16 protein-coding genes are annotated in these 19,809 nt (G+C 44.4%); all 16 read left to right on the forward strand.

Going from position 1 to position 19,809, the window contains the following annotated elements; translation table 11 throughout:
• Window positions 1-2 precede the first annotated feature (2 nt).
• On the forward strand, window positions 3-1,433 hold the full coding sequence (locus VP98_RS14390; RefSeq protein WP_046176104.1) for an arabinan endo-1,5-alpha-L-arabinosidase: 1,431 nt from the start codon (window positions 3-5) through the stop codon (window positions 1,431-1,433).
• A gap of 14 nt (window positions 1,434-1,447) precedes the next feature.
• Window positions 1,448-2,731: an arabinan endo-1,5-alpha-L-arabinosidase gene (locus tag VP98_RS14395; protein WP_046176105.1), complete on the forward strand. Its 1,284-nt coding sequence runs from the start codon at window positions 1,448-1,450 to the stop codon at window positions 2,729-2,731.
• Between the two features lie 25 nt (window positions 2,732-2,756).
• Window positions 2,757-4,247 carry an alpha-N-arabinofuranosidase gene (locus tag VP98_RS14400; protein WP_046176106.1) on the forward strand — a complete coding sequence of 497 codons (1,491 nt, stop codon included), beginning with the start codon at window positions 2,757-2,759 and terminating at the stop codon, window positions 4,245-4,247.
• Between the two features lie 12 nt (window positions 4,248-4,259).
• Window positions 4,260-5,774, forward strand: coding sequence for an arabinosylfuranosidase ArfA (gene arfA / locus VP98_RS14405; RefSeq protein ID WP_046176107.1), 1,515 nt, complete (start codon window positions 4,260-4,262; stop codon window positions 5,772-5,774).
• Window positions 5,771-6,859, forward strand: coding sequence for a sn-glycerol-1-phosphate dehydrogenase (locus VP98_RS14410; protein ID WP_052712255.1), 1,089 nt, complete (start codon window positions 5,771-5,773; stop codon window positions 6,857-6,859). Before arfA (VP98_RS14405) ends, VP98_RS14410 begins: the two co-directional genes overlap by 4 nt.
• The gene (locus VP98_RS14415) at window positions 6,856-7,830 is read left to right on the forward strand and encodes a glycoside hydrolase family 43 protein (protein ID WP_046176109.1); all 975 of its coding nucleotides are present in this window, start codon (window positions 6,856-6,858) and stop codon (window positions 7,828-7,830) included. The genes VP98_RS14410 and VP98_RS14415 overlap by 4 nt, the downstream gene beginning before the upstream one ends.
• Window positions 7,831-8,245: 415 nt before the next feature.
• Window positions 8,246-9,232 (forward strand): LacI family DNA-binding transcriptional regulator, encoded by a 987-nt coding sequence (locus VP98_RS14420; RefSeq protein WP_046176110.1) that lies wholly within the window; start codon window positions 8,246-8,248, stop codon window positions 9,230-9,232.
• 223 nt (window positions 9,233-9,455) lie between these two features.
• The gene (locus VP98_RS14425) at window positions 9,456-10,805 is read left to right on the forward strand and encodes an ABC transporter substrate-binding protein (protein ID WP_046176111.1); all 1,350 of its coding nucleotides are present in this window, start codon (window positions 9,456-9,458) and stop codon (window positions 10,803-10,805) included.
• Window positions 10,806-10,872: 67 nt separating this feature from the next.
• On the forward strand, window positions 10,873-11,805 hold the full coding sequence (locus VP98_RS14430) for a carbohydrate ABC transporter permease (RefSeq protein ID WP_046176112.1): 933 nt from the start codon (window positions 10,873-10,875) through the stop codon (window positions 11,803-11,805).
• Between the two features lie 3 nt (window positions 11,806-11,808).
• Window positions 11,809-12,645, forward strand: a complete 837-nt coding sequence (locus tag VP98_RS14435) for a carbohydrate ABC transporter permease (protein ID WP_046176113.1) — start codon at window positions 11,809-11,811, stop codon at window positions 12,643-12,645.
• A gap of 178 nt (window positions 12,646-12,823) precedes the next feature.
• Complete coding sequence (locus tag VP98_RS14440) at window positions 12,824-13,489, forward strand: YesL family protein (RefSeq protein WP_046176114.1); 666 nt, start codon at window positions 12,824-12,826, stop codon at window positions 13,487-13,489.
• Window positions 13,490-13,527: 38 nt separating this feature from the next.
• Window positions 13,528-15,033, forward strand: a complete 1,506-nt coding sequence (gene arfA / locus VP98_RS14445) for an arabinosylfuranosidase ArfA (RefSeq protein ID WP_046176115.1) — start codon at window positions 13,528-13,530, stop codon at window positions 15,031-15,033.
• A 21-nt stretch (window positions 15,034-15,054) separates the two neighbouring features.
• Window positions 15,055-15,270 (forward strand): hypothetical protein, encoded by a 216-nt coding sequence (locus VP98_RS14450; RefSeq protein WP_046176116.1) that lies wholly within the window; start codon window positions 15,055-15,057, stop codon window positions 15,268-15,270.
• A gap of 229 nt (window positions 15,271-15,499) precedes the next feature.
• Window positions 15,500-16,471: a substrate-binding domain-containing protein gene (locus VP98_RS14455; protein ID WP_046176117.1), complete on the forward strand. Its 972-nt coding sequence runs from the start codon at window positions 15,500-15,502 to the stop codon at window positions 16,469-16,471.
• Window positions 16,472-16,497: 26 nt separating this feature from the next.
• Window positions 16,498-18,294, forward strand: coding sequence for a cache domain-containing sensor histidine kinase (locus VP98_RS14460; RefSeq protein ID WP_046176118.1), 1,797 nt, complete (start codon window positions 16,498-16,500; stop codon window positions 18,292-18,294).
• A complete protein-coding gene (locus VP98_RS14465; RefSeq protein ID WP_046176119.1) occupies window positions 18,295-19,482 on the forward strand; it encodes a response regulator transcription factor in 1,188 nt (395 codons plus the stop codon).
• Window positions 19,483-19,809: the final 327 nt, after the last annotated feature.

Here is a 19,809-nt window from a genome sequence, read left to right on the forward strand (position 1 = left end):
GCGTGTCGGCAGGAAAGAGATGGACAATCCTTGTGGCGATTATCTCGACTGCGGTTGTATTGGGTATCTCCGGATTTTACAAGGAAAAAGCCATAACGTATCCGAAGGCGCCGCCTGAATCAGTCGCAAGCAAAACAGATCCGGATATTGTGATGGATGAATTGAAATGGACAACCAATAATACACATGATCCGGAGATTATAAAAGAAGACGGTGTGTATTACGTGTACTCTACCGATTATATGACTGGTGGAAAGCCGGCTCCGGGTATTCAAGTTCGCAAATCAACAGATTTAGTTAACTGGGAATTCGCAGGCCGTGTTTTTGACCAGGTTCCACTTGAGGCAGCTGAATGGACAATGGGTGGGTCAACGTTTTGGGCTCCAGAAGTCGTGAAAATGAATGACCGTTTTTATCTCTACTATTCTGTTTCTCAAACAGGATCCAGAAACTCTTACATTGGTGCAGCAGTAAGCAGCTCGCTGGAAGGTCCATGGAAAGACCTTGGAGCAGTTGCTGTTTCAAAAGAAGGTGACGGGCACACAGTAAATGCCATTGATCCATCTATCATACAAGCGAAAGACGGAACATACTGGATGAGTTATGGATCGTACTTTGGCGGAATTTTTCTAGTAGAGATAAATGCGGAAACCGGTCTGATGAAGAATCGAAATGAGGAAGGCGTGAAAATAGCCCAGAGAAAGAATATGGACTATGGAATTGAAGCTCCTTCTTTGTTTTATAACGATCAAACTGATATGTATTATTTGATGACATCATATGGCTGGCTTGAAGATACCTACAATGTTAGAGTGGCGCGGTCACAAACGATTGAAGGCCCATATTTAGACTATAACGGCCGTGAAATGATTGATGTAAGCGATGGGTCCTGGGATACAGGAACGAAAATAATTGGTTCTTATTTCTTTGAGAATGACAGTGGCTGGATTGGCACAGGCCACAGCGCCTTCCTGCAGGATAATGGAAAAGACTATATTCTTCATAATGCTAGAGTAGGGGACGATAAATTTTGGTCGCATTTGCATGTTCGAGAGGTTTTTTGGACGGAGGATGGATGGCCGGTTGCTTCGCCTGAACGCTATACAGGTAAAGGAAGTGTTAAAGCAAACAAGAGGGAGATCGCCGGTACGTGGGAATATATTCATCATGAACGGTTCAATGAGGAGCCGGCTTCTTCCACAATCATTACTCTGGGAAAAGACGGTTCAATTCAAGGTGATACTGTATCAGGCCTTTGGTCAACTACGAAAGAAAACATGCTTTTACTTGAATGGGATTTGGGCGGCGAAACAGTGTCAGAAAATGTGATCCTTTCAGCCGCGTGGGATTGGGAAAATGGAAAAGGAACCATTGTATTTACCGGCCTTGGCGAGAATGGGACGGCTGTTTGGGGCAAGAAAGTTGAGAAATGAAGGATGGGATCTGAATGAATGCGAACCTTTTGGATATTCAGTATGAACGGATGAACGAATCAACGGTTAATAACGAGAAAGAATGGGGCACGCTGCACGTTCATGATCCTGCTATTTTAAAGTACGGAGATACATATTATGTATTCTCGACTGATGCTAAAGTGAACGGAGAACCGCGTGGCGGAGTCCAGATTCGCAAATCCAAAGATATGATTAAATGGGAGTGGGTCGGCTACGCGTTCGACGCCATTCCTGAAGAAGCATATCAATGGACAGGAGCTAAAGGATTATGGGCACCGGAGGTTATTCAAAACGGTGATGAATTTTTAATGTATTATTCTGCATCCCAATTCGGTAAAAACCAGTCTTTTATTGGCCTTGCACGCGCTAAACACCCAGAGGGCCCGTGGACAGATTATGGAGAAGTTGTGAAAACAACGCATACAGATGAGCAAAACGCCATTGATGCAAACATTGTTTGGGACGAGAAAAAGCAACCATGGCTTGTTTACGGTTCTTTTTTTGGCGGTATCCGGGTGTTTCCGATTGACCCATTGACCGGGAAGAAAAAAGAAGGAGCAGAAGAAACGGTTATAGCCAGACGGCATAAAAGTGTGGAAGGAGCGATCGAAGGGCCCTATATCGTTTATCACCCCGGTTTTAAAAAATATTATCTATTTGTCTCCTACGACTCCCTATTTTCCACATACCATATTCGAGTGGGCCGCTCCGACTTTGTGACAGGTCCTTATTACGATCGGGACGGAAACAGTTTGACTGATACTTCTCTTCCACCGCACGAAGTAGGCCTTAAAGTTCTTGGCGGTTATAGATTTGGGGAATCACTAGGCTGGATTGCGCCGGGCCACAATTCGATTTTAAAAGAAGATAATGATTATTTCATATGCCATCATGCAAGAGATGAAAAAAATCCAACATGGCATTCACTTCATATTCGCAAAGTTGTTTGGAGCAGCGATGGATGGCCGCTGGTTTCACCCGAGCGCTACAGTGGAGAAATAGAAAAGCCAATAATTCCTGATTCACTTGATGGAACCTGGGATATTATTGAAATGACAAAGGATGACAATAAACAAATTAAGTCCAAGCCTTATGGCTTAAAGGGCTTGGACTTTTTGCAGCTTGATGGCTCGCGGTTTCTCATTTCAGCAGGCCGGGATAAGATAGAAGCTGTTGTGCTAGAAGCCTGGGACTTTGAATATCGTATTCCAACCTATGTATTTACAGGAATCAATCAGGACGGGATAGTCATAGTGGGGAAAAAAGACAGCCGTTAATGAATGCGAAAAGGAGTTTTTTGATATGACAAACCACGTTACATTAAACACTGATGTTATAAAGGGAACGATTAACAAAAATATTTACGGCCATTTCGCAGAGCATCTTGGCCGCTGTATTTACGAAGGAATCTGGGTAGGAGAAGAATCAGATATTCCAAATACAAATGGTATTCGCAATGATGTGCTGCAGGCATTAAAAAATATTAATATCCCGCTGCTGCGCTGGCCGGGCGGCTGCTTTGCGGATGAATACCACTGGCGGGATGGCGTAGGTCCGCGTGAAGGGCGCAAGCATATGGTTAACACGCACTGGGGCGGTGTGGTGGAGAATAACCATTTCGGCACTCATGAATTTATGATGCTGTGCGAAATGCTTGAGTGCGAGCCGTACATTTGCGGCAATGTCGGCAGCGGCAGCATTCAGGAAATGTCGGAGTGGGTTGAATACATGACGTTTGACGGTGAATCCCCAATGGCCAACTGGCGCAGGGAGAATGGCCGGGAAGAGCCATGGGAATTAACCTACTTCGGTGTCGGGAATGAAAACTGGGGCTGCGGCGGAAATATGCGCCCCGAATATTATGCTGATTTATACCGCCGCTTTCAAACCTTCGTCCGCAATTACGGAGAAAATAAAATTTACCGGATTGCCGGAGGAGCGAATGTAGACGATTACAACTGGACAGAAGTACTGATGCGTGAAGCTGCACCGTTTATGGATGGATTAAGCCTTCACTACTACACAATTCCGGGCGATTTTTGGAAAGGAAAAGGCTCTGCGCTTGATTTCCCGGAATCCGAGTGGTTTGTCACCATGAAAAAAGCATTACATATGAACGAGCTGATTACACGCCATTCAACCATTATGGATAAATATGATCCAGAAAAGCGGATTGGCATGATTATTGATGAGTGGGGCACCTGGTTTGATGTAGAGCCCGGCACAAACCCTGGCTTCCTTTATCAGCAGAATACGATTCGTGATGCGCTTGTTGCAGCAGTTCATTTCCATATTTTCCACGAACATGCGGACCGCGTTCACATGACAAACATTGCCCAGACGGTAAATGTACTGCAGGCGATGGTACTCACAGATAATGAAAAAATGATTCTTACACCAACTTATCATGTATTTGAAATGTACAAAGTGCATCAGGATGCACAGCTTTTAGATATCAGCATCAACAGCGGCGCCTATGAAATGGAGGGTGATTCTCTTTCCCAGATAAGCGCTACCGCCTCCAAAAATACGGATGGGGTTATTCACCTCAGCCTGTGCAACATTGACCACCAAAATGGCGCATCTATTTCCGTTGATGTGCGGGGTATCGCCGGCAGCTCCTTGTCTGTAGAAGGACGTGTTTTAACTGCAGATGTAATGAACGCCCACAACACGTTTGAAAACCCTGAGCAGGTGAAGCCGGAAGAGTTTACAAGCTTTACGCTGGAGAACGGCCAGTTAACAGCAGAGCTGCCAAGCATGTCCGTTGTGTTGCTAACAATCTATCCTTAAGGAGGCTTTAAGATGAAAGCAACGATGATTATAGAGAAAGACTTTAAAATTGCAGAAATTGATAAACGGGTATATGGCTCCTTTATTGAGCATCTCGGGCGGGCCGTATATGGCGGCATTTATGAGCCGGGTCATCCGGAAGCGGATGAGCATGGCTTCCGCCGTGATGTTATTGGGATGGTAAATGAATTGCAGGTTCCTCTCGTCCGGTATCCAGGCGGAAACTTTGTTTCCGGCTATAACTGGGAGGATGGGATCGGCCCGAAAGAACAGCGTCCGAAACGACTTGAGCTCGCCTGGCGGGCGCTTGAAACAAACGAAATCGGCACGAATGAATTTATGGAATGGGCAAAGCGGGCCGGCACAGAAGTGAACATGGCGGTGAACTTGGGAACGCGCGGCATCGACGCGGCACGGAACCTGGTTGAGTACTGCAATCATCCGGGCGGATCATATTACAGTGATTTGCGCATTTCCCACGGTGTCAAAGATCCGTATAACATTAAAACATGGTGCCTGGGAAATGAAATGGACGGACCGTGGCAGATTGGTCATAAAACAGCACATGAATATGGGCGTCTTGCGGCGGAAACGGCTAAAGCGATGAAATGGGTGGACCCTTCTATTGAGCTTGTAGCATGCGGCAGCTCCCACCGGAATATGCCGACTTTCGCCGAATGGGAAGCGACTGTTCTGGACCACACATATGAGCATGTTGAATTTATCTCTCTTCACCAGTATTACGGCAACCGGGATAATGACATTAAAAACTATTTAGCTCAGACTGTTGAAATGGATGACTTTATCCGGTCCGTCATCTCGATTGCTGATTATATTAAAGCGAAAAAGCGCAGCAAGAAGCAGATCCATCTTGCCTTTGACGAGTGGAACGTCTGGTATCACTCGAATGAACAGGATAAAAAGCTGGAGCCCTGGACAGTGGCACCGCCCCAGCTTGAAGATATCTATAATTTTGAAGATGCATTGCTTGTCGGCGGCATGCTGATTACGATGCTGAAGCATGCAGACCGCTTAAAGATTGCCTGCCTTGCGCAGCTGGTGAATGTAATTGCTCCGATTATGACCGAGCAGAACGGGGCCGCGTGGAAACAAACGATTTACTATCCGTTTATGCATGCATCTGTGTATGGACGCGGCGTGGCATTAAACCCGATTGTTTCTTCTCCAAAGTACGACAGCAAGGATTTCACTGATGTACCGGTGCTTGAATCGATGGCCGTTTATAATGAAGAAAAAGAACAGCTGACGATTTTTGCCTTAAATCGTGATGTGGATCAGGTGCTTCAGCTGGAATGTGATATCCGAAATTTTGAAGGCTATGCAGTTGCAGAGCATATCGTGCTTGAGAATGGAGGCAATTTAAAGCAAACCAACTCTGTACAGTCTGCACCGGTTGAGCCACATTCCAATGGAAATGCGTCCCATGACAGCGGCAGAGTAACCGCAGTTCTTCCTGCGCTGTCATGGAATGTGATCCGGCTTCAAAAAGGAGCGAAAATCGAATGAGAATTGAAAAAATCGTTGTTGAGAGAGATGCCTTCGCTCAATGCGCCGAGTATCTTCAGTCAAAAAATTGGACAAATGTCCTGCTTATTGCAGACCGTCATACACAGGCGGCCGCTGGAGACGAGTTAATACGGCGGTTAAAGAAAAAGCAGATAAACAGTACCGTATGTTTAATCGATCCTGATCAAAACGGGGATGTAAAAGCGGATGAAGTGTCTCTTATTCAAGCATTAATTGCGATTGACCACAATATAGATGCGCTTTTAGCCGTTGGAGCCGGAACAATTCACGACATTGCCCGGTTCTGCAGCGATAAAACGCGTATCCCATTTGTTTCAATTCCGACTGCCCCATCGGTTGATGGCTTTACCTCGGTAGGGGCTCCGCTCATTATCCGCGGCAGGAAAACGACCCTTAAGGCTGTATGCCCACAGGCGCTTTTTGCGGATGTTGGTGTTTTAACAGCTGCACCGGCCGAGATGATTGCAGCCGGGTTTGGCGATATGCTGGCAAAGTTCACTTCGCTTGCTGACTGGCGCTTCGGACATTTAACAGCAGGTGAACCTTATTCGGAAGAAGCTGCTGCTATAACAGAAACAGCTTTGCGGAAATGTGTGAGTCACGTGGAGCAAATTGCCGCAAAAGAAGAAGAGGGCATTCGTGTTTTAATGGATGCATTGATTGAGTCAGGACAAGCAATGCTGTTGTTCGGACAGTCCCATCCGGCTTCCGGAGCAGAGCATCACTTATCCCATTTTTGGGAGATGGATTTCATTGAAAAAGGGCGGGCGCAAATTTTGCACGGCGCAAAAGTAGCAGCTGCGACTGTTTTAATCGCGAACGTTTACAAGCAATACCGGTCTGAAATTATGAAAGCAGGAATCGTTATCGACACACCGGATCCGGAACGCATTGCTGGATTGCTGAAGCAGGCGGGGGCTCCGGTTTCGCCGGAGGACCTTCAAATTGACGAAGAACTTGTATCAGCCAGCCTGCAGAAGGCGCATACCTTAAGGGATCGCCATACCATGCTTCGTTATTTAAACGAGCAAAAAGCTCAATTGAAAAAGGAGAACCTCCAATGACAGTATATGAAAATCCATTATTATTGAAACAAGCAGATCCATTTATTTACAAACACCAGGACGGCTATTATTATTTTATTGCGTCTGCGCCGGAATTTGACCGAATCGAACTGCGGAGAGCAGAAACAATAAATGGACTCCGGGAGGCGGAGCCGGTTACGGTTTGGCGAAAGCATGAAGAAGGGCCGATGAGCAGCCTGATCTGGGCACCGGAGCTTCATTATATAGAAGGAAAGTGGTTCATCTATTTTGCGGCTGCGCCAAATGAAGAATCACATCCGGAACACAAAACGTTTCAGCACCGTATGTATGTGATTCAAAACAGCAGCAGCAATCCACTTGAAGGCAGCTGGGAAGAAAAAGGACAGGTGAAAACCGACTGGGAGTCCTTCTGCCTGGATGCCACTGTGTTTGAACAAAAAGGCACCTACTATTACGTATGGGCGCAAAAAGATCCGTCCATTTTAGGAAACTCGAATTTATATATCGCTGAAATGGAAAACCCATGGACGTTAAAGTCAAAGCAGGTAATGCTTACGAAGCCGGACTTGGAATGGGAGATGCGGAAAATTCCCGTGAACGAAGGACCGGCCGTTTTAAAAAGAAACGGAAAGATATTTATTACGTATTCAGCCAGTGCTACTGATGAAAACTATGCGATGGGCCTGCTGACTGCGGACGAAAATGCGGATCTGCTGGATGCAGCTTCCTGGGAAAAGTCAAAGCAGCCTGTATTCCAAACAAGCGAAGAAAACAAAAAGTTTGGTCCGGGGCATAACAGCTTTACAGTCGCCGAGGATGAAACAACAGATTTGCTTGTGTATCACGCCCGGGATCAAAAAACGGGAGGCGGAGAAGCGCTCAATGACGCGGGACGGCATGCCTGCATCCAGTCGTTTACCTACGATGAAAAAGGCTATCCGCAATTTGGAGAGCCGCAGCCTAATACGGAGCCTGCCTCTGCTTTATAAAATCATGCATGAAAAGCATACGTGCAGCGGCATATTCTATCAGGCTATAGACAAAGTTTGGCTTCCAGATCTCTGATTTGGAGCCGTTCTGTCTTTTTTTGTGCATTATCATACTTGAATGAATTTAAAGAGTCAGACAATTAAGCTGGACGACAAAAAGGATTGGACCCTGTGTTAAGCAGAGTCCAATCCTTTTTATTTTCTCTTAATTCGTTTGGAAGTATAACAGTCAATGGCCAACATGGTCTCCTTGGTGGGTATACCTTTTTTGCCCGTCAATTAGAATACGATTTATAGGTATGGTGTGATGTTTTCTATTAGTTAATTTATAAGTTGACCGCCCAGGTGAAGTATAATAAAGTATTAGCAATCTTAGTGAGCTTGAGATAAATGGCAGCCAAAGGAGGAATAAAAAATGCGAGTTACCATTAAAGATATCGCGGCCATTTGTGGTGTTTCTGCTGGCACTGTGGATAGAGCGCTTAATAACCGGTCAGGGATTAGTAAAAAAACAAGAAACAAAGTATTAAAAGTGGCAGAAGAGATGAATTACCAGCCGGATTATACTGCAAGAAGCCTTGTGATGGGGAGAACGATGACACTCGGCATTGTGCTGTTTGATTTATACAATCGTTCATTTGCCCAGTTAATGAATGCAATCGAACGGAAAGCGAGGGAGCTTGGTTATTTTGTTTATATTACGCTAACAGATAAAAATCCTGAAAATGAGCGGGTATGCATTGAGTACTTAATTAATCGAAAAGTGGATGGAATTATTTTATTCACAGTAAATGAGGGTGAAAAATTTAACGCTTATTTAAGCAAATTTCATACACCAATCGTAACTATTTTCAATTATATATCAAGAGATTGGGAATATGTCGGAATTCATGAGCGGCAAGCTATGAAAGAGGCAGTCGACTATATTATATCAAACGGTTATAAACGCTTTATTTATATAAGCCCTCCTCTGGCATATGAGGGAAAATCAAACATTTACACACAAAAAGAGCGCTTTATTGGATTTATGGAAGGAATCAGAGAGGGCAGCGCTTCTGAACCGCTTGTAATAAAGGTTCCGAATTATTTAGAGAAATTAGAAGATTATTCGTTTGAACCAGCTAAAAAAACAGCTATAGTGTGTTCTACAGACTTATATGCTTTGGAAGTAATAAATTTTTTAAAAGAAAAAGATATCCCGATCCCGGAATCGGCGGGAGTTATGGGATTTGATGATATTGATATGCTGAAATATATTTCGCCGCGTTTAACAACAGTGAAGTATCCTATCGCGGAAATTGGTGAAAAGGCTGTTGAAAGTATTGTGAATAAAATAGAAAAAGATGCATATATATCTATATCACTGTTAGGATATGAGATTATTAAAGGAGAATCTATCTGATTTTATCGAATATTCAAAAAACAGTTGATCGTACAAGTTAACGGTGATAAAATCTATTTAATCAACAGGGTTGATGGATTATTTGTAAGCGCTATCTCAAGTCACCTTTATAAATGATATAAAGGTGCTATGGCCTGTTTTTCGTGTACGTACACGGAAAAACAACCTGTTATGTTGATGAATAGCAGACATTCAATTTAATCGAGCAAAGGGGGAGAAAGAAATGAAAAAAACCAGTTTGTACACCATGCTTTTTAGTATGCTGCTTGTTCTGCTGGCAGCTTGTGGCGGAGGTAGTGGCGGAGGAGGCGGCGGCTCAGAAAATTCTGAAGGCGCGGACAAAACCGAAGTCATTGGCAGCGATTCTAAAGACGCTACAGAACTAACATTTTGGACATTTCAGGAACTTCATATCAACCTTTTTGAAGACGCGGTCACACGATGGAATGAAGAATTTCCGGATCGCCCAATTAAATTGAAGGCAGAGGCATACCCGTACGACAATATGCACAATAACCTGCTGTTAGCACTGCAGTCCGGTAAAGGGGCACCCGATATTGCTGATATTGAACTGGGCCGCTTTCCAAACTATCTGCAGGGAGAACCGCAGCTTCTTCCGATGAATGAATATGTAGAGCCTGTCCGTGATGAATTTATTGAATCAAGGTTTGATATCTATTCAAAAGATGGACAGAACTATGGACTGCCTACTCACGTTGGCGCAACCGTTGTTTTTTATAACAAAGAAATTATGGACAAAGCAGGCGTAGATATTGATTCAATTGAAACATGGGATGATTATGTAGCGGCTGGAAAACAAGTTGTAGAGAAAACAGACGCGGTCATGACAACGCTGGAAACAGGTGACTACTGGTCTTACTGGCCGTTAATTAAACAGCAAGGTTCGGATTTCTTTGATGAAAACGGCAAGTTGACACTTGCAAACGAGACAAATGTAAAAACGCTTGAATTTATGCATGGTTTAATCCATGATGAAAAAATTGCTGAAATTACACCAGGCGGCACTCATCACGAGGAAGAATACTATGGATTTATGAATGACGGAGGTGCAGCTTCTGTCATTATGCCAATGTGGTATATGGGCCGCTTCACTGATTATATGGAGGATTTAAAAGGAAAAATGGTTATCCGTCCAATGCCGAAATGGACAGAGGATGGAAACCGCTCGGCCGGTGCAGGCGGTACGGGAACAGTCGTCACAAATCAAACAGAGCATCCAGACCTGGCGAAAGAATTCCTGGCTTATGCAAAGCTGTCTGAAGAAGGAAATCTGGCCCTATGGGAAATTATGGGATTTGATCCTCCGCGATGGACTGTTTGGGAGAACCCTGCAATTAAAGAAGACAATAAATATTACCAGTACTTCGGTACCGATATTTTCGATACGCTGCTCAGTATAAAAGACGAAATTGATTCGATCCACATTACAGAGAAAAATCCGCTTGTCCAGGAACAGCTGTCAACAAACGTGTTTAATAACGTTCTTCGAGGTGAAAGTCAGTCGCCGGAGGAAGCATTGAAAGAAGCGGAAGCTGCTATTAACAGCAATTAACATTGATGGGAAGGAAGGATGAATTCCTGCCTTCCCATCTAAATAAGTGAAAAGAAAGGGGATTATGATGATTGAACGCGCTGCTTCATCAACCGAGAGTCGTCGGTCGAAATGGTCCGTGAAAGACTTCTTTCTGTCGAAAAAGGTAGTCCCGTATGTTTTTGTCTCACCTTTTATTATTTCTTTTCTGCTTTTGTTTTTGTATCCGCTGATCAGCGGCGTCGTAATGAGCTTTCAGACGATTTTGCCTGGACAGACGACGTTTATCGGAATGAGTAATTATGAGCGGATTTTCAATCCAACTTTTTTTAAAGCGCTATCCAATACAACTGTTTACGTTATTTTAACCACCGTTATTTTAACAATATTGCCTATGGTTTTAGCGACAATGCTTAATTCAAAGTTTGTCCGTTTTTCCAATATATTTCGGGCCTCTTTGTTTATTCCGGCATTGACTTCAACAATTGTGGCAGGGGTTGTATTCCGGTTGATGTTTGGAGAATCGGAGTCTTCTCTAGCGAATACAGTGGTTGGCTTTTTCGGGGTAGAACCGCTGGAATGGAAGTTTGGCGCCGCAACAGGAATGTTTTTAATGGTGCTGCTTTGTACATGGAAATGGCTTGGTGTAAATATTCTTTACTTTATGGCGGGTCTCGCTAACGTTCCAAAGGAGTTATATGAAGCTGCTGAAATGGATGGGGCAGGAATTCTTAATAAGTTCCGCCATATTACACTCCCAATGTTAAAACCGATTACAGTGTATGTGGTTACCATCACAATCATTGCCGGCTTTCGGATGTACGAGGAATCATACGTATTCTGGCCCGAAGGTTCCCCGGGAAATATCGGCTTGACGATTGTCGGCTACATTTATCAGCAGGGCTTCCGTATGAATGATCTTGGTTTTGGCGCGGCAATTGGAGTCGTATTAATGCTGATTATTTTCATCATCAGTATTCTTCAGCTTTCATTATCCGGCGCATTAAAGAAAGGAGAGTAAAGCATGTTAGCACGAGACAGGCTTTTAACTACTATTGTTACTGCTGCTATCGCACTAATTGCAATTCTGGCCTTGTTCCCGCTATTTTCTCTTATGCTCTCTTCTCTACGGCCATCCTCAGAGCTAATGAGAAATGGAATTACCTTATCGGTACCGTTTGACCAATTGAATCTCAATAACTACACCTATATTTTTACAGAGGCAGGAAACTATTGGAGCTGGTATATGAACAGCATTATGATTTCTGCTGCAACTATCATTCTTTGCTTGTTTTTCTCTTCAATGGTTGGCTATGCGCTGGCTGTTTATGATTTCAAAGGAAACCGCTTTATTTTTATCCTCGTTTTGCTGATTCTTATGGTGCCTTTTGAGATACTCATGCTTCCGCTTTATCAGCTGATGATCGGGCTTCAGATGATTGACACGTACCTGGCGGTTATTTTGCCGATGATGGTAGCTCCTATTGCCGTCTTTTTCTTCCGGCAGTATGCATCAGGCCTGCCAAAGGATTTGATGGAATCAGCCCGGATGGACGGCTGCACTGAGTATGGAATTTTCTTCCGGATTATGGCGCCGCTTATGCTGCCTTCCTTTGCAGCAATGGCAATTTTACAGGGCCTTTCAAGCTGGAATAACTTTCTGTGGCCGCTCGTTGTACTTCGGTCGAACACCATGTTTACCCTTCCGGTCGGCTTAGCGACTCTGTTAACACCGTACGGCAATAACTATGATATCTTGATCGCGGGATCTGTTATGACAATTCTTCCCGTTGTTATCCTGTTCTTATTCTTCCAGCGCTACTTTATTGAAGGATTGACAGTAGGCGGAGTCAAAGGATAAAGCTGACAGACACCGGAGAATTATCGGTCCAAAAAATGGCGTCTTCAATGCTGTGCACAAGGTGAATTTTACAGAACGACATGCGGCCGGTATGCTTGTTTCGCGCCGTGCAGGATTGCCGGATACGAAATGCCTGGACTTGGCAGAAACAAAATGGTGAAAAACGGGAGGGAATGCAATGAAATTCAATTCATTTATGGAAAAGCTGACCTGCGTCTTTTCCTGGGTGGCCAGGCTGGCTTATGCTCATTTTCTCTGGATGCTTTTTAGCGCGGCGGGCCTGTTTGTTTTCGGAGTTTTTCCGGCGACGGCTGCTTTAATGACCATCTGCAGAAAGTGGCTTGACGGTGAAGAAAGCGTGCCGGTATTTCGTTCGTTTTGGGCTTCATACCGCTCATCCTTTTTTTCTGTAAATAAAATTGGTCTTGCTTATATGGCCGGCGCACTCGTTTTATATTTAAACTTTTTAGTGATTGAGGAAAATGGAGCAGGGATTGTAATGGTGGCCGCATTTTATCTGTCTGTTTTCTTTTTAGCTGTCACGGGAACTCATCTGCTGCCGTTGTACGTAGTAAGGAAACAATCGTTTCTTTATACATGGAAAACAGCTTTTGTTATGAGTATTGTAAATCTTCCTATTTCAATAGCTGTTCTTATTAGTCAATCTGCTATTTACTATTTGCTGTTTTCATATCCTTCAGCTGCCCTTTTCTTTCTTAGCAGCACACTGGTCATGATTCAATTGTGGCTTGTGCAGCATTCATTTAACCGTATTGAAAAAAAAGCAGAAGCATTGCGGGCCAGGAAAAGTGCTTCACCTGTACAGGAAACATATACAGCATGAGTGGATTTATACGTATATATTAAAGGAGGAAAATAGTTATGACTCAAAACGCAAAAGTGACAATTGATAAAGAATTTGTAATTGGTGAAATTGACAAGCGGATTTATGGTTCATTTATTGAACATCTAGGACGGGCAGTATATGAAGGGATTTATGAGCCGGATCACCCTTCTGCAGATGAGCAGGGATTTCGCACCGACGTCATTGAGCTGGTCAAGGAGCTGAAAGTGCCCCTTGTCCGTTATCCTGGAGGAAACTTTGTGTCCGGCTACAACTGGGAAGACGGGGTAGGGCCTGTTTCAGAAAGACCGCATAGACTTGAACTTGCATGGCGTGCGACAGAGCCGAATGTGATCGGGACCAATGAATTTATGGATTGGGCAAAAAAAATTAATGCGGAAGTAAATATGGCCGTTAACCTTGGTACACGCGGTATTGATGCAGCTCGGAATCTTGTTGAATATTGCAATCACCCATCCGGTTCCTATTGGAGTGACAAGCGGATTTCTCACGGATATGAAAAGCCACACAACATTAAAACCTGGTGTTTAGGAAACGAAATGGACGGCCCGTGGCAAATCGGCCATAAGACCGCTCATGAATACGGACGCCTCGCCGCTGAAACGGCTAAAGCAATGAAATGGGTAGATCCTTCGATTGAGCTGGTCGCTTGCGGAAGTTCGAACCGGCATATGCCGACATTTGCAGAATGGGAAGCAACCGTGCTGGAGCATACGTATGATCATGTAGAATTTATCTCTCTGCATACATACTATGGAAATCAGGATGAAGATTTAGCCAACTACCTGGCGCAGTCTATGGATATGGATCAGTTTATTTATTCCGTTATTTCTATTGCAGACTATATTAAAGCGAAAAAACGCAGTAACAAAACGATCAATCTATCATTTGATGAATGGAATGTCTGGTTTCATTCCAAAGAGTCGGACAAGCAGCTTGAACCATGGACAGTGGCTCCGCCGCAGCTTGAAGATATTTATACATTTGAGGATGCTCTTCTTGTCGGCAGTATGCTTATTTCTTTACTGCGCCGGGCAGATCGTGTAAAAATTGCCTGTCTTGCCCAGCTTGTTAATGTTATTGCGCCGATTATGACTGAAAAAGGCGGAGAAGCCTGGAAACAGCCGATTTTCTATCCATATATGCATGCTTCAGTATTTGGAAGAGGAACAGCGCTGCAGTCTATTGTGTCATCGCCAAAATACGATTGTAAAGATTTCACGGATGTTCCTTATCTGGACACGATTTCTGTTTACAATGAAGAAGAAGAAACCCTGACTATTTTTGCGGTTAACCGTCACCAGGAAGAAGCACTCAGCTTAAACGGTGATATAAGAAGTTTTGAAGGGTACACAGTGAGGGAGCACATCATTCTTGAAAACAATGATGTAAAAGCCACGAATCAGTTTAACCATTCGAGTGTTGCGCCACATAACAGAGGGGATGCAAGAGTGGATGGAGGACAGTTATCAGCTCAATTGCCGAAACTATCATGGAATGTGATTAGGTTAGTCAAATCCTAAAGTGAGCGAAGGGAGAAACCGATGACGTATTGTAATAATCCGCTTCTTTTAGGGCAGACCGCCCCGTTTATTTACAAACACCAGAGGGGCTATTACTATTTTATTGCATCGGTTCCGGAGTTTGACCGAATCGACCTCGACCCGTGGAAGGTGAGAACAATAAATGGACTCCGGGAGGCGGAGCCGGTTGCGGTCTCGCGAAAGTATGCAGAAGTGCCGATGATCAGTCTGGTCTGAGCATTGAGCTTTATTATTTCAGCGCTTAATGATGAAAAAGGCTGTCCGCAATTTGGAGAGCTGCAGCCCAATATGGGGCCCGGGTGGGATTATGGATGAAAAGAATGTGCGCCTCAGCACATTCTTTTTTTGTATGCAAACGATTATTGTATAAAAATAGGAAAAATGCTATTGTGAAACTATGTTATACGTACAAGTGAAACAAGCTTTTTGGAAAGGGGGATTCGCTTTGAAGAAACTTCTTATTATTTATACAGTGCTGATTGGAGCATTCGGCATTTATTTTTATTACTATCAACTAAGTGAGAAAGCCCTGCAGAAAAGCGGGCCGGCTTTGCTGTCGGCATCATTGGATGAAAAATATGTAATGGTTACCTTTCAGGCAGGTATTGACTATTGGAGGCCGGCCGTTAAAGGATTCGAGGACGCAGCTGAAAAGCTAGGTGTCTCAGTAGAATACAGGGGAGCCCCGCAGGTAGACGTGTATGAACAAATAACGGTGCTTGAACAGGTTATTGCAAGAAAACCGGCGGGCATTGCCGTTTCGGCGGTTGACTCTTCCAGGCTTAATCCAACTATTAAGCAAGCCCTGGAAGCAGGTATTCCAGTTGTTTTGTTTGATGCGGATGCACCCGACAGCGGCGCGGCATCTTTTTTAGGAACCAATAATAAAGAAGCAGGCTCAGCCGCTGCTCACAAACTGGCGGCTCTGATGAACAGGAAAGGCAAAACGGCCGTTATAACAGCGCCGGGCCAGTTAAACCTGCAGGAGCGGACAGAGGGATTTATCCAGACTATTGAACAAAGCTATCCTAATATGTCGGTTGCTGCTATTAAAGACGGACAGCGGGATGAGATGAAAGCAAAACAGGCAGTGATTGACTTGCTCAAAGAGCAGCCGGATATTGGAGGTTTTTTTTCAACAGAAGCAAACGCGGGAACCGGCATTGCGCAGGCGGCAAAGTCATTGCATAAAGATGTTCGGATTATTGGCTTTGACACGCATAAGCAGACACTGGATTTAATCAAAGCAGGAGAAATCGATGCAACAATCGCGCAGGGAACCCGGGAAATGGGTTATCGCTCTCTTCACTTTCTGGTACAGCTTCACCAAAATCCAAAATACGCTGTACCTGAACGTGTAAATACAAATGTAACAGTGGTAACGGAGGAAAACGTAGACGCATACTACGCATGGTAAAACGAGTCAGGAAATGAGAGATCAATATGCAGGCGGAAAAACTTAAATTAAATAATATACCTATTAAACACAAGCTGGTCGTTCTTCTGCTTGTCATTACTATTTTGCCGTCAATTATCATCAGCTCTTTGATTGCTGTGACAGTAGAGAGAGTAATTGAGGAACAAGTGACAGACAATACGCTTCAGCTTATTGGGCAGGTCAATAAAACATTAGAGTATTATGCAGGCAATATGCAGAATGTAAGCTATTTGCTTTCATTTGATCCGAATGTTGAAGCGTTTTTAGAAGCCGGTGGAACCGAGCAGGGAAATTACAATGTCCGCCAATTTATGCAAAGGCTTACAACTCTTTACCCGGAAGTAGCCGGTATTTTAGCGGTAAACAATACGGGAGAATCTATCAGTAATGAGCTTTATGCACAGCCAGGCCAGAATTTAACTCAAGAGGACTGGTATAAGCAGGCTGTCGAAGGAGCGGGTATTTTTAAAATGATCGGCCATCCGAAGGACCGGTCGATTTCAAGTCATGTCCATTACCGGGAGGATGAAGTTGTATCGGTGGTTCGAGCTATTCTCGATCCGGATACGAAACAAGTAAAAGGTGTTATTTTGATCGATTTAAAGCTTCGTGTAATTGCCGAGGCGGCCAGAAACATTAATACTGGAAAAGCCGGATATTTAATGGTGCTTGATGAAAACGGAGAGGCGGTTTATACGCCGGAACCGTCACTCCTGACGGGCATTCCGGCAAGCCGGTTTAAGGAAAAAGCAGCAGGCTCCTTTTCTGCTTTTATCAAAGGAGAAGAGCGTCAGCTGATCTATCAAAATCAGCCGTTTACAAACTGGACGACGGTTGGTGTTTTTTCAACCAAAGAATCAGTTGTCGAAGTGCGCAGAATTAACTTTTTTGTTGTTTGCTTCATTTTCTTAATTTTCTTTGTGGCTATCACAGCGGCATATGTATTATCAAATTCGATGTCACGGCCTATTCTGCGTTTAATTTCGTTCGTTCAAAAAGTGGAAGCCGGGGATTTGGCCGCCCGGTATAAGGATAACCGTAAAGATGAAATCGGTGTGCTCGGCCGCAGCTTAAACCGGATGCTTCTGCAAATTCAAAAATTAATGAGTTTGAACAAAGAACAAGAACAAAAAAAGCGGGAAGCGGAGCTGCGCAGTCTGCAGGCTCATATTAAACCGCACTTTTTATATAACACATTAGATACGATTAACTGGATGGCCCGTAAAAGGGGAGCGGAGGATGTGGCCAGTGTGGTTGATTCTCTGTCAACGCTGTTTCGGATTGGCCTGAGCAAAGGACATGATATTATTTCGATCCAGGATGAAATGACGCATATTAAAAGCTACTTAACGATTCAAAAAGCAAGATATAAAGACAAACTCCATTACGAAATTCAGGTTGAGCCCGAGGTAGAGGAAGCTGCCGTGTTAAAGCTGGTTCTTCAGCCGGTTGTAGAAAACGCGATTTATCATGGCATTAAAGAGCGCCGCGGACCCGGCCGGTTGAAAATTTCAGTGTTTGAACAACAGGGGCAGCTTCGGCTGACCGTAGAAGACGACGGAGCAGGCATGACAGAAGAAAGGCTGGAACAAATCCGGGCCAAGCTGGCATCCGTCCGGGCAGAAAAAACCATGCAGGAAACCGATTTTGGCTATGGCATGATGAACGTACAGGCGAGAATTCAGCTTGCGTTTGGTTCGGAATACGGCATTCGAATCGAAAGCTGTTTGGGCACTGGCACAAAAGTGGAGATTGCCCTGCCGCTGACACGTCATTTAACAGTAGTGGAAGGAGAAAAGTAAATGGAAACCTGGAAAGTGATAATCGCTGACGATGAACCTATGATTCGGGAAGGGCTGGCGGAATCTGTTAACTGGCCGGAGCTTGGCATGGAGGTTGTAGCTGAAGCAGAAGATGGGGAAGAAGCGCTCGAACTTGCGTTAAAGCATGATATCGATTTATTACTGGCTGATTTGAATATGCCGATTATGAACGGCATTGACGTAATTCGCGCATTAAAGGAGCAGAAACCGAATTGCCAGGTAATTATTATTACCGGCCATGATGAATTCGTTTATGCGCAGGAGGCGGTCCGCATGAACGTAACAGATTATATTTTAAAACCGGTCAGGCCCGAGCAGCTGCGTCAAGTCGTCAGGAATGTTCGTGACAAGCTGGAAGAAGCACGGAACCAGGCCTCCCGCGTTGAGCGGATGAATGAACAGCTTGCAAAAAATGAACTTATGCTGAAAGAAGCATTCGGGAGGGACTGGGTGAAGGGCCTGCTGAATGAAAAAGAAGTGGAAATGCAGCTTGAATTTTTTGGGCTTCCGGTCAGGACGCCATCGGAAATTGGCATTATTCGAAGCCAGTCATATCGGTCGGGGAAGCCGCTTTTAACTGAAAAAGACCGCCGTATGATGTTATTTGCCGTGAAAAACATTACAGAAGAGTGGCTGATAGAAACAGAACACCTCTTATTTTCAGATGAAGAGCATGTTATGCTGATTACCTGGAGGCCGCTCGAGGAAAAATTGATCCGTGCAATTGAAGAGACTTTAAAGCAATATATGAACATACACAGCCGGTTTTACCGTGACAAGGTAACCGGACATGCAACCAGTTCATATAAAAGGTGCCTGGAGCGGGCAGAGCAGGATGCCGCCGCTTCACCGATCGTCCGCCGGGCAAAAGAGTATATTAATCAGCATTTTGAGGATGCCTCGCTTTCTCTTGAATCAACAGCGGAATCGCTGCAGGTTTCGCCGGTTTATTTAAGCCGGATCATTAAGCAGGAGCTGGGGGTTTCATTTGTTCAGCTTGTGACCGGGAAACGAATGAACAAAGCGGTTCATCTGCTGGAAACAACCGATTTGACGATCTTAAGCATTGCGGAAGCCGTCGGATATGAATCGCAGCACTATTTCAGTACGGCCTTTAAAAAAGCAACCGGTGTTTCACCGAATCAATATCGAAAGCAGAACGGATAACAAGCCTCCTTTTTATAAAAAAGGAGGCTTCGTGCTGTTGAAAAAAGAAATTGTCAATTGAAATAACATAAAACGTACAGCTGTTCTCTGAACAATAGAAGGGAAATAAGCGTTTCTTCCGCCGTTTCCGATCACATACAGCCATTTCTTTCAAAAAGCAGCGTAATGGGCTGCGGACTGGGGGCTTCGCTTTCCGGCAGGGCGAACGCTGAACCGGCCGCCGCTTCGCGCCGACTGTTTCAGCCGTCCGCTCGTCCTGCGGGAGTCTTCGCCGCCAGCCCTCCGCCCGTTCCTTTTCAGGAAAAAACGTCTATAAATCAACAACGA

Origin of the sequence: Domibacillus indicus, from assembly GCF_000970685.1 — a bacterium.
GTDB classification, from domain to species: Bacteria; Bacillota; Bacilli; order Bacillales; family Domibacillaceae; genus Domibacillus; species Domibacillus indicus.

Excerpts from the sequence above, each read along its gene's own strand:
- VP98_RS14395 (WP_046176105.1), top strand. The coding sequence starts at position 1,448 with ATGAATGCGAACCTTTTGGATATTCAGTATGAACGGATGAACGAATCA.
- VP98_RS14400 (WP_046176106.1), top strand. The coding sequence starts at position 2,757 with ATGACAAACCACGTTACATTAAACACTGATGTTATAAAGGGAACGATT.
- arfA (WP_046176107.1), top strand. The coding sequence starts at position 4,260 with ATGAAAGCAACGATGATTATAGAGAAAGACTTTAAAATTGCAGAAATT.
- VP98_RS14410 (WP_052712255.1), top strand. The coding sequence starts at position 5,771 with ATGAGAATTGAAAAAATCGTTGTTGAGAGAGATGCCTTCGCTCAATGC.
- VP98_RS14415 (WP_046176109.1), top strand. The coding sequence starts at position 6,856 with ATGACAGTATATGAAAATCCATTATTATTGAAACAAGCAGATCCATTT.
- VP98_RS14420 (WP_046176110.1), top strand. The coding sequence starts at position 8,246 with ATGCGAGTTACCATTAAAGATATCGCGGCCATTTGTGGTGTTTCTGCT.
- VP98_RS14425 (WP_046176111.1), top strand. The coding sequence starts at position 9,456 with ATGAAAAAAACCAGTTTGTACACCATGCTTTTTAGTATGCTGCTTGTT.
- VP98_RS14430 (WP_046176112.1), top strand. The coding sequence starts at position 10,873 with ATGATTGAACGCGCTGCTTCATCAACCGAGAGTCGTCGGTCGAAATGG.
- VP98_RS14435 (WP_046176113.1), top strand. The coding sequence starts at position 11,809 with ATGTTAGCACGAGACAGGCTTTTAACTACTATTGTTACTGCTGCTATC.
- VP98_RS14440 (WP_046176114.1), top strand. The coding sequence starts at position 12,824 with ATGAAATTCAATTCATTTATGGAAAAGCTGACCTGCGTCTTTTCCTGG.
- arfA (WP_046176115.1), top strand. The coding sequence starts at position 13,528 with ATGACTCAAAACGCAAAAGTGACAATTGATAAAGAATTTGTAATTGGT.
- VP98_RS14450 (WP_046176116.1), top strand. The coding sequence starts at position 15,055 with ATGACGTATTGTAATAATCCGCTTCTTTTAGGGCAGACCGCCCCGTTT.
- VP98_RS14460 (WP_046176118.1), top strand. The coding sequence starts at position 16,498 with ATGCAGGCGGAAAAACTTAAATTAAATAATATACCTATTAAACACAAG.
- VP98_RS14465 (WP_046176119.1), top strand. The coding sequence starts at position 18,295 with ATGGAAACCTGGAAAGTGATAATCGCTGACGATGAACCTATGATTCGG.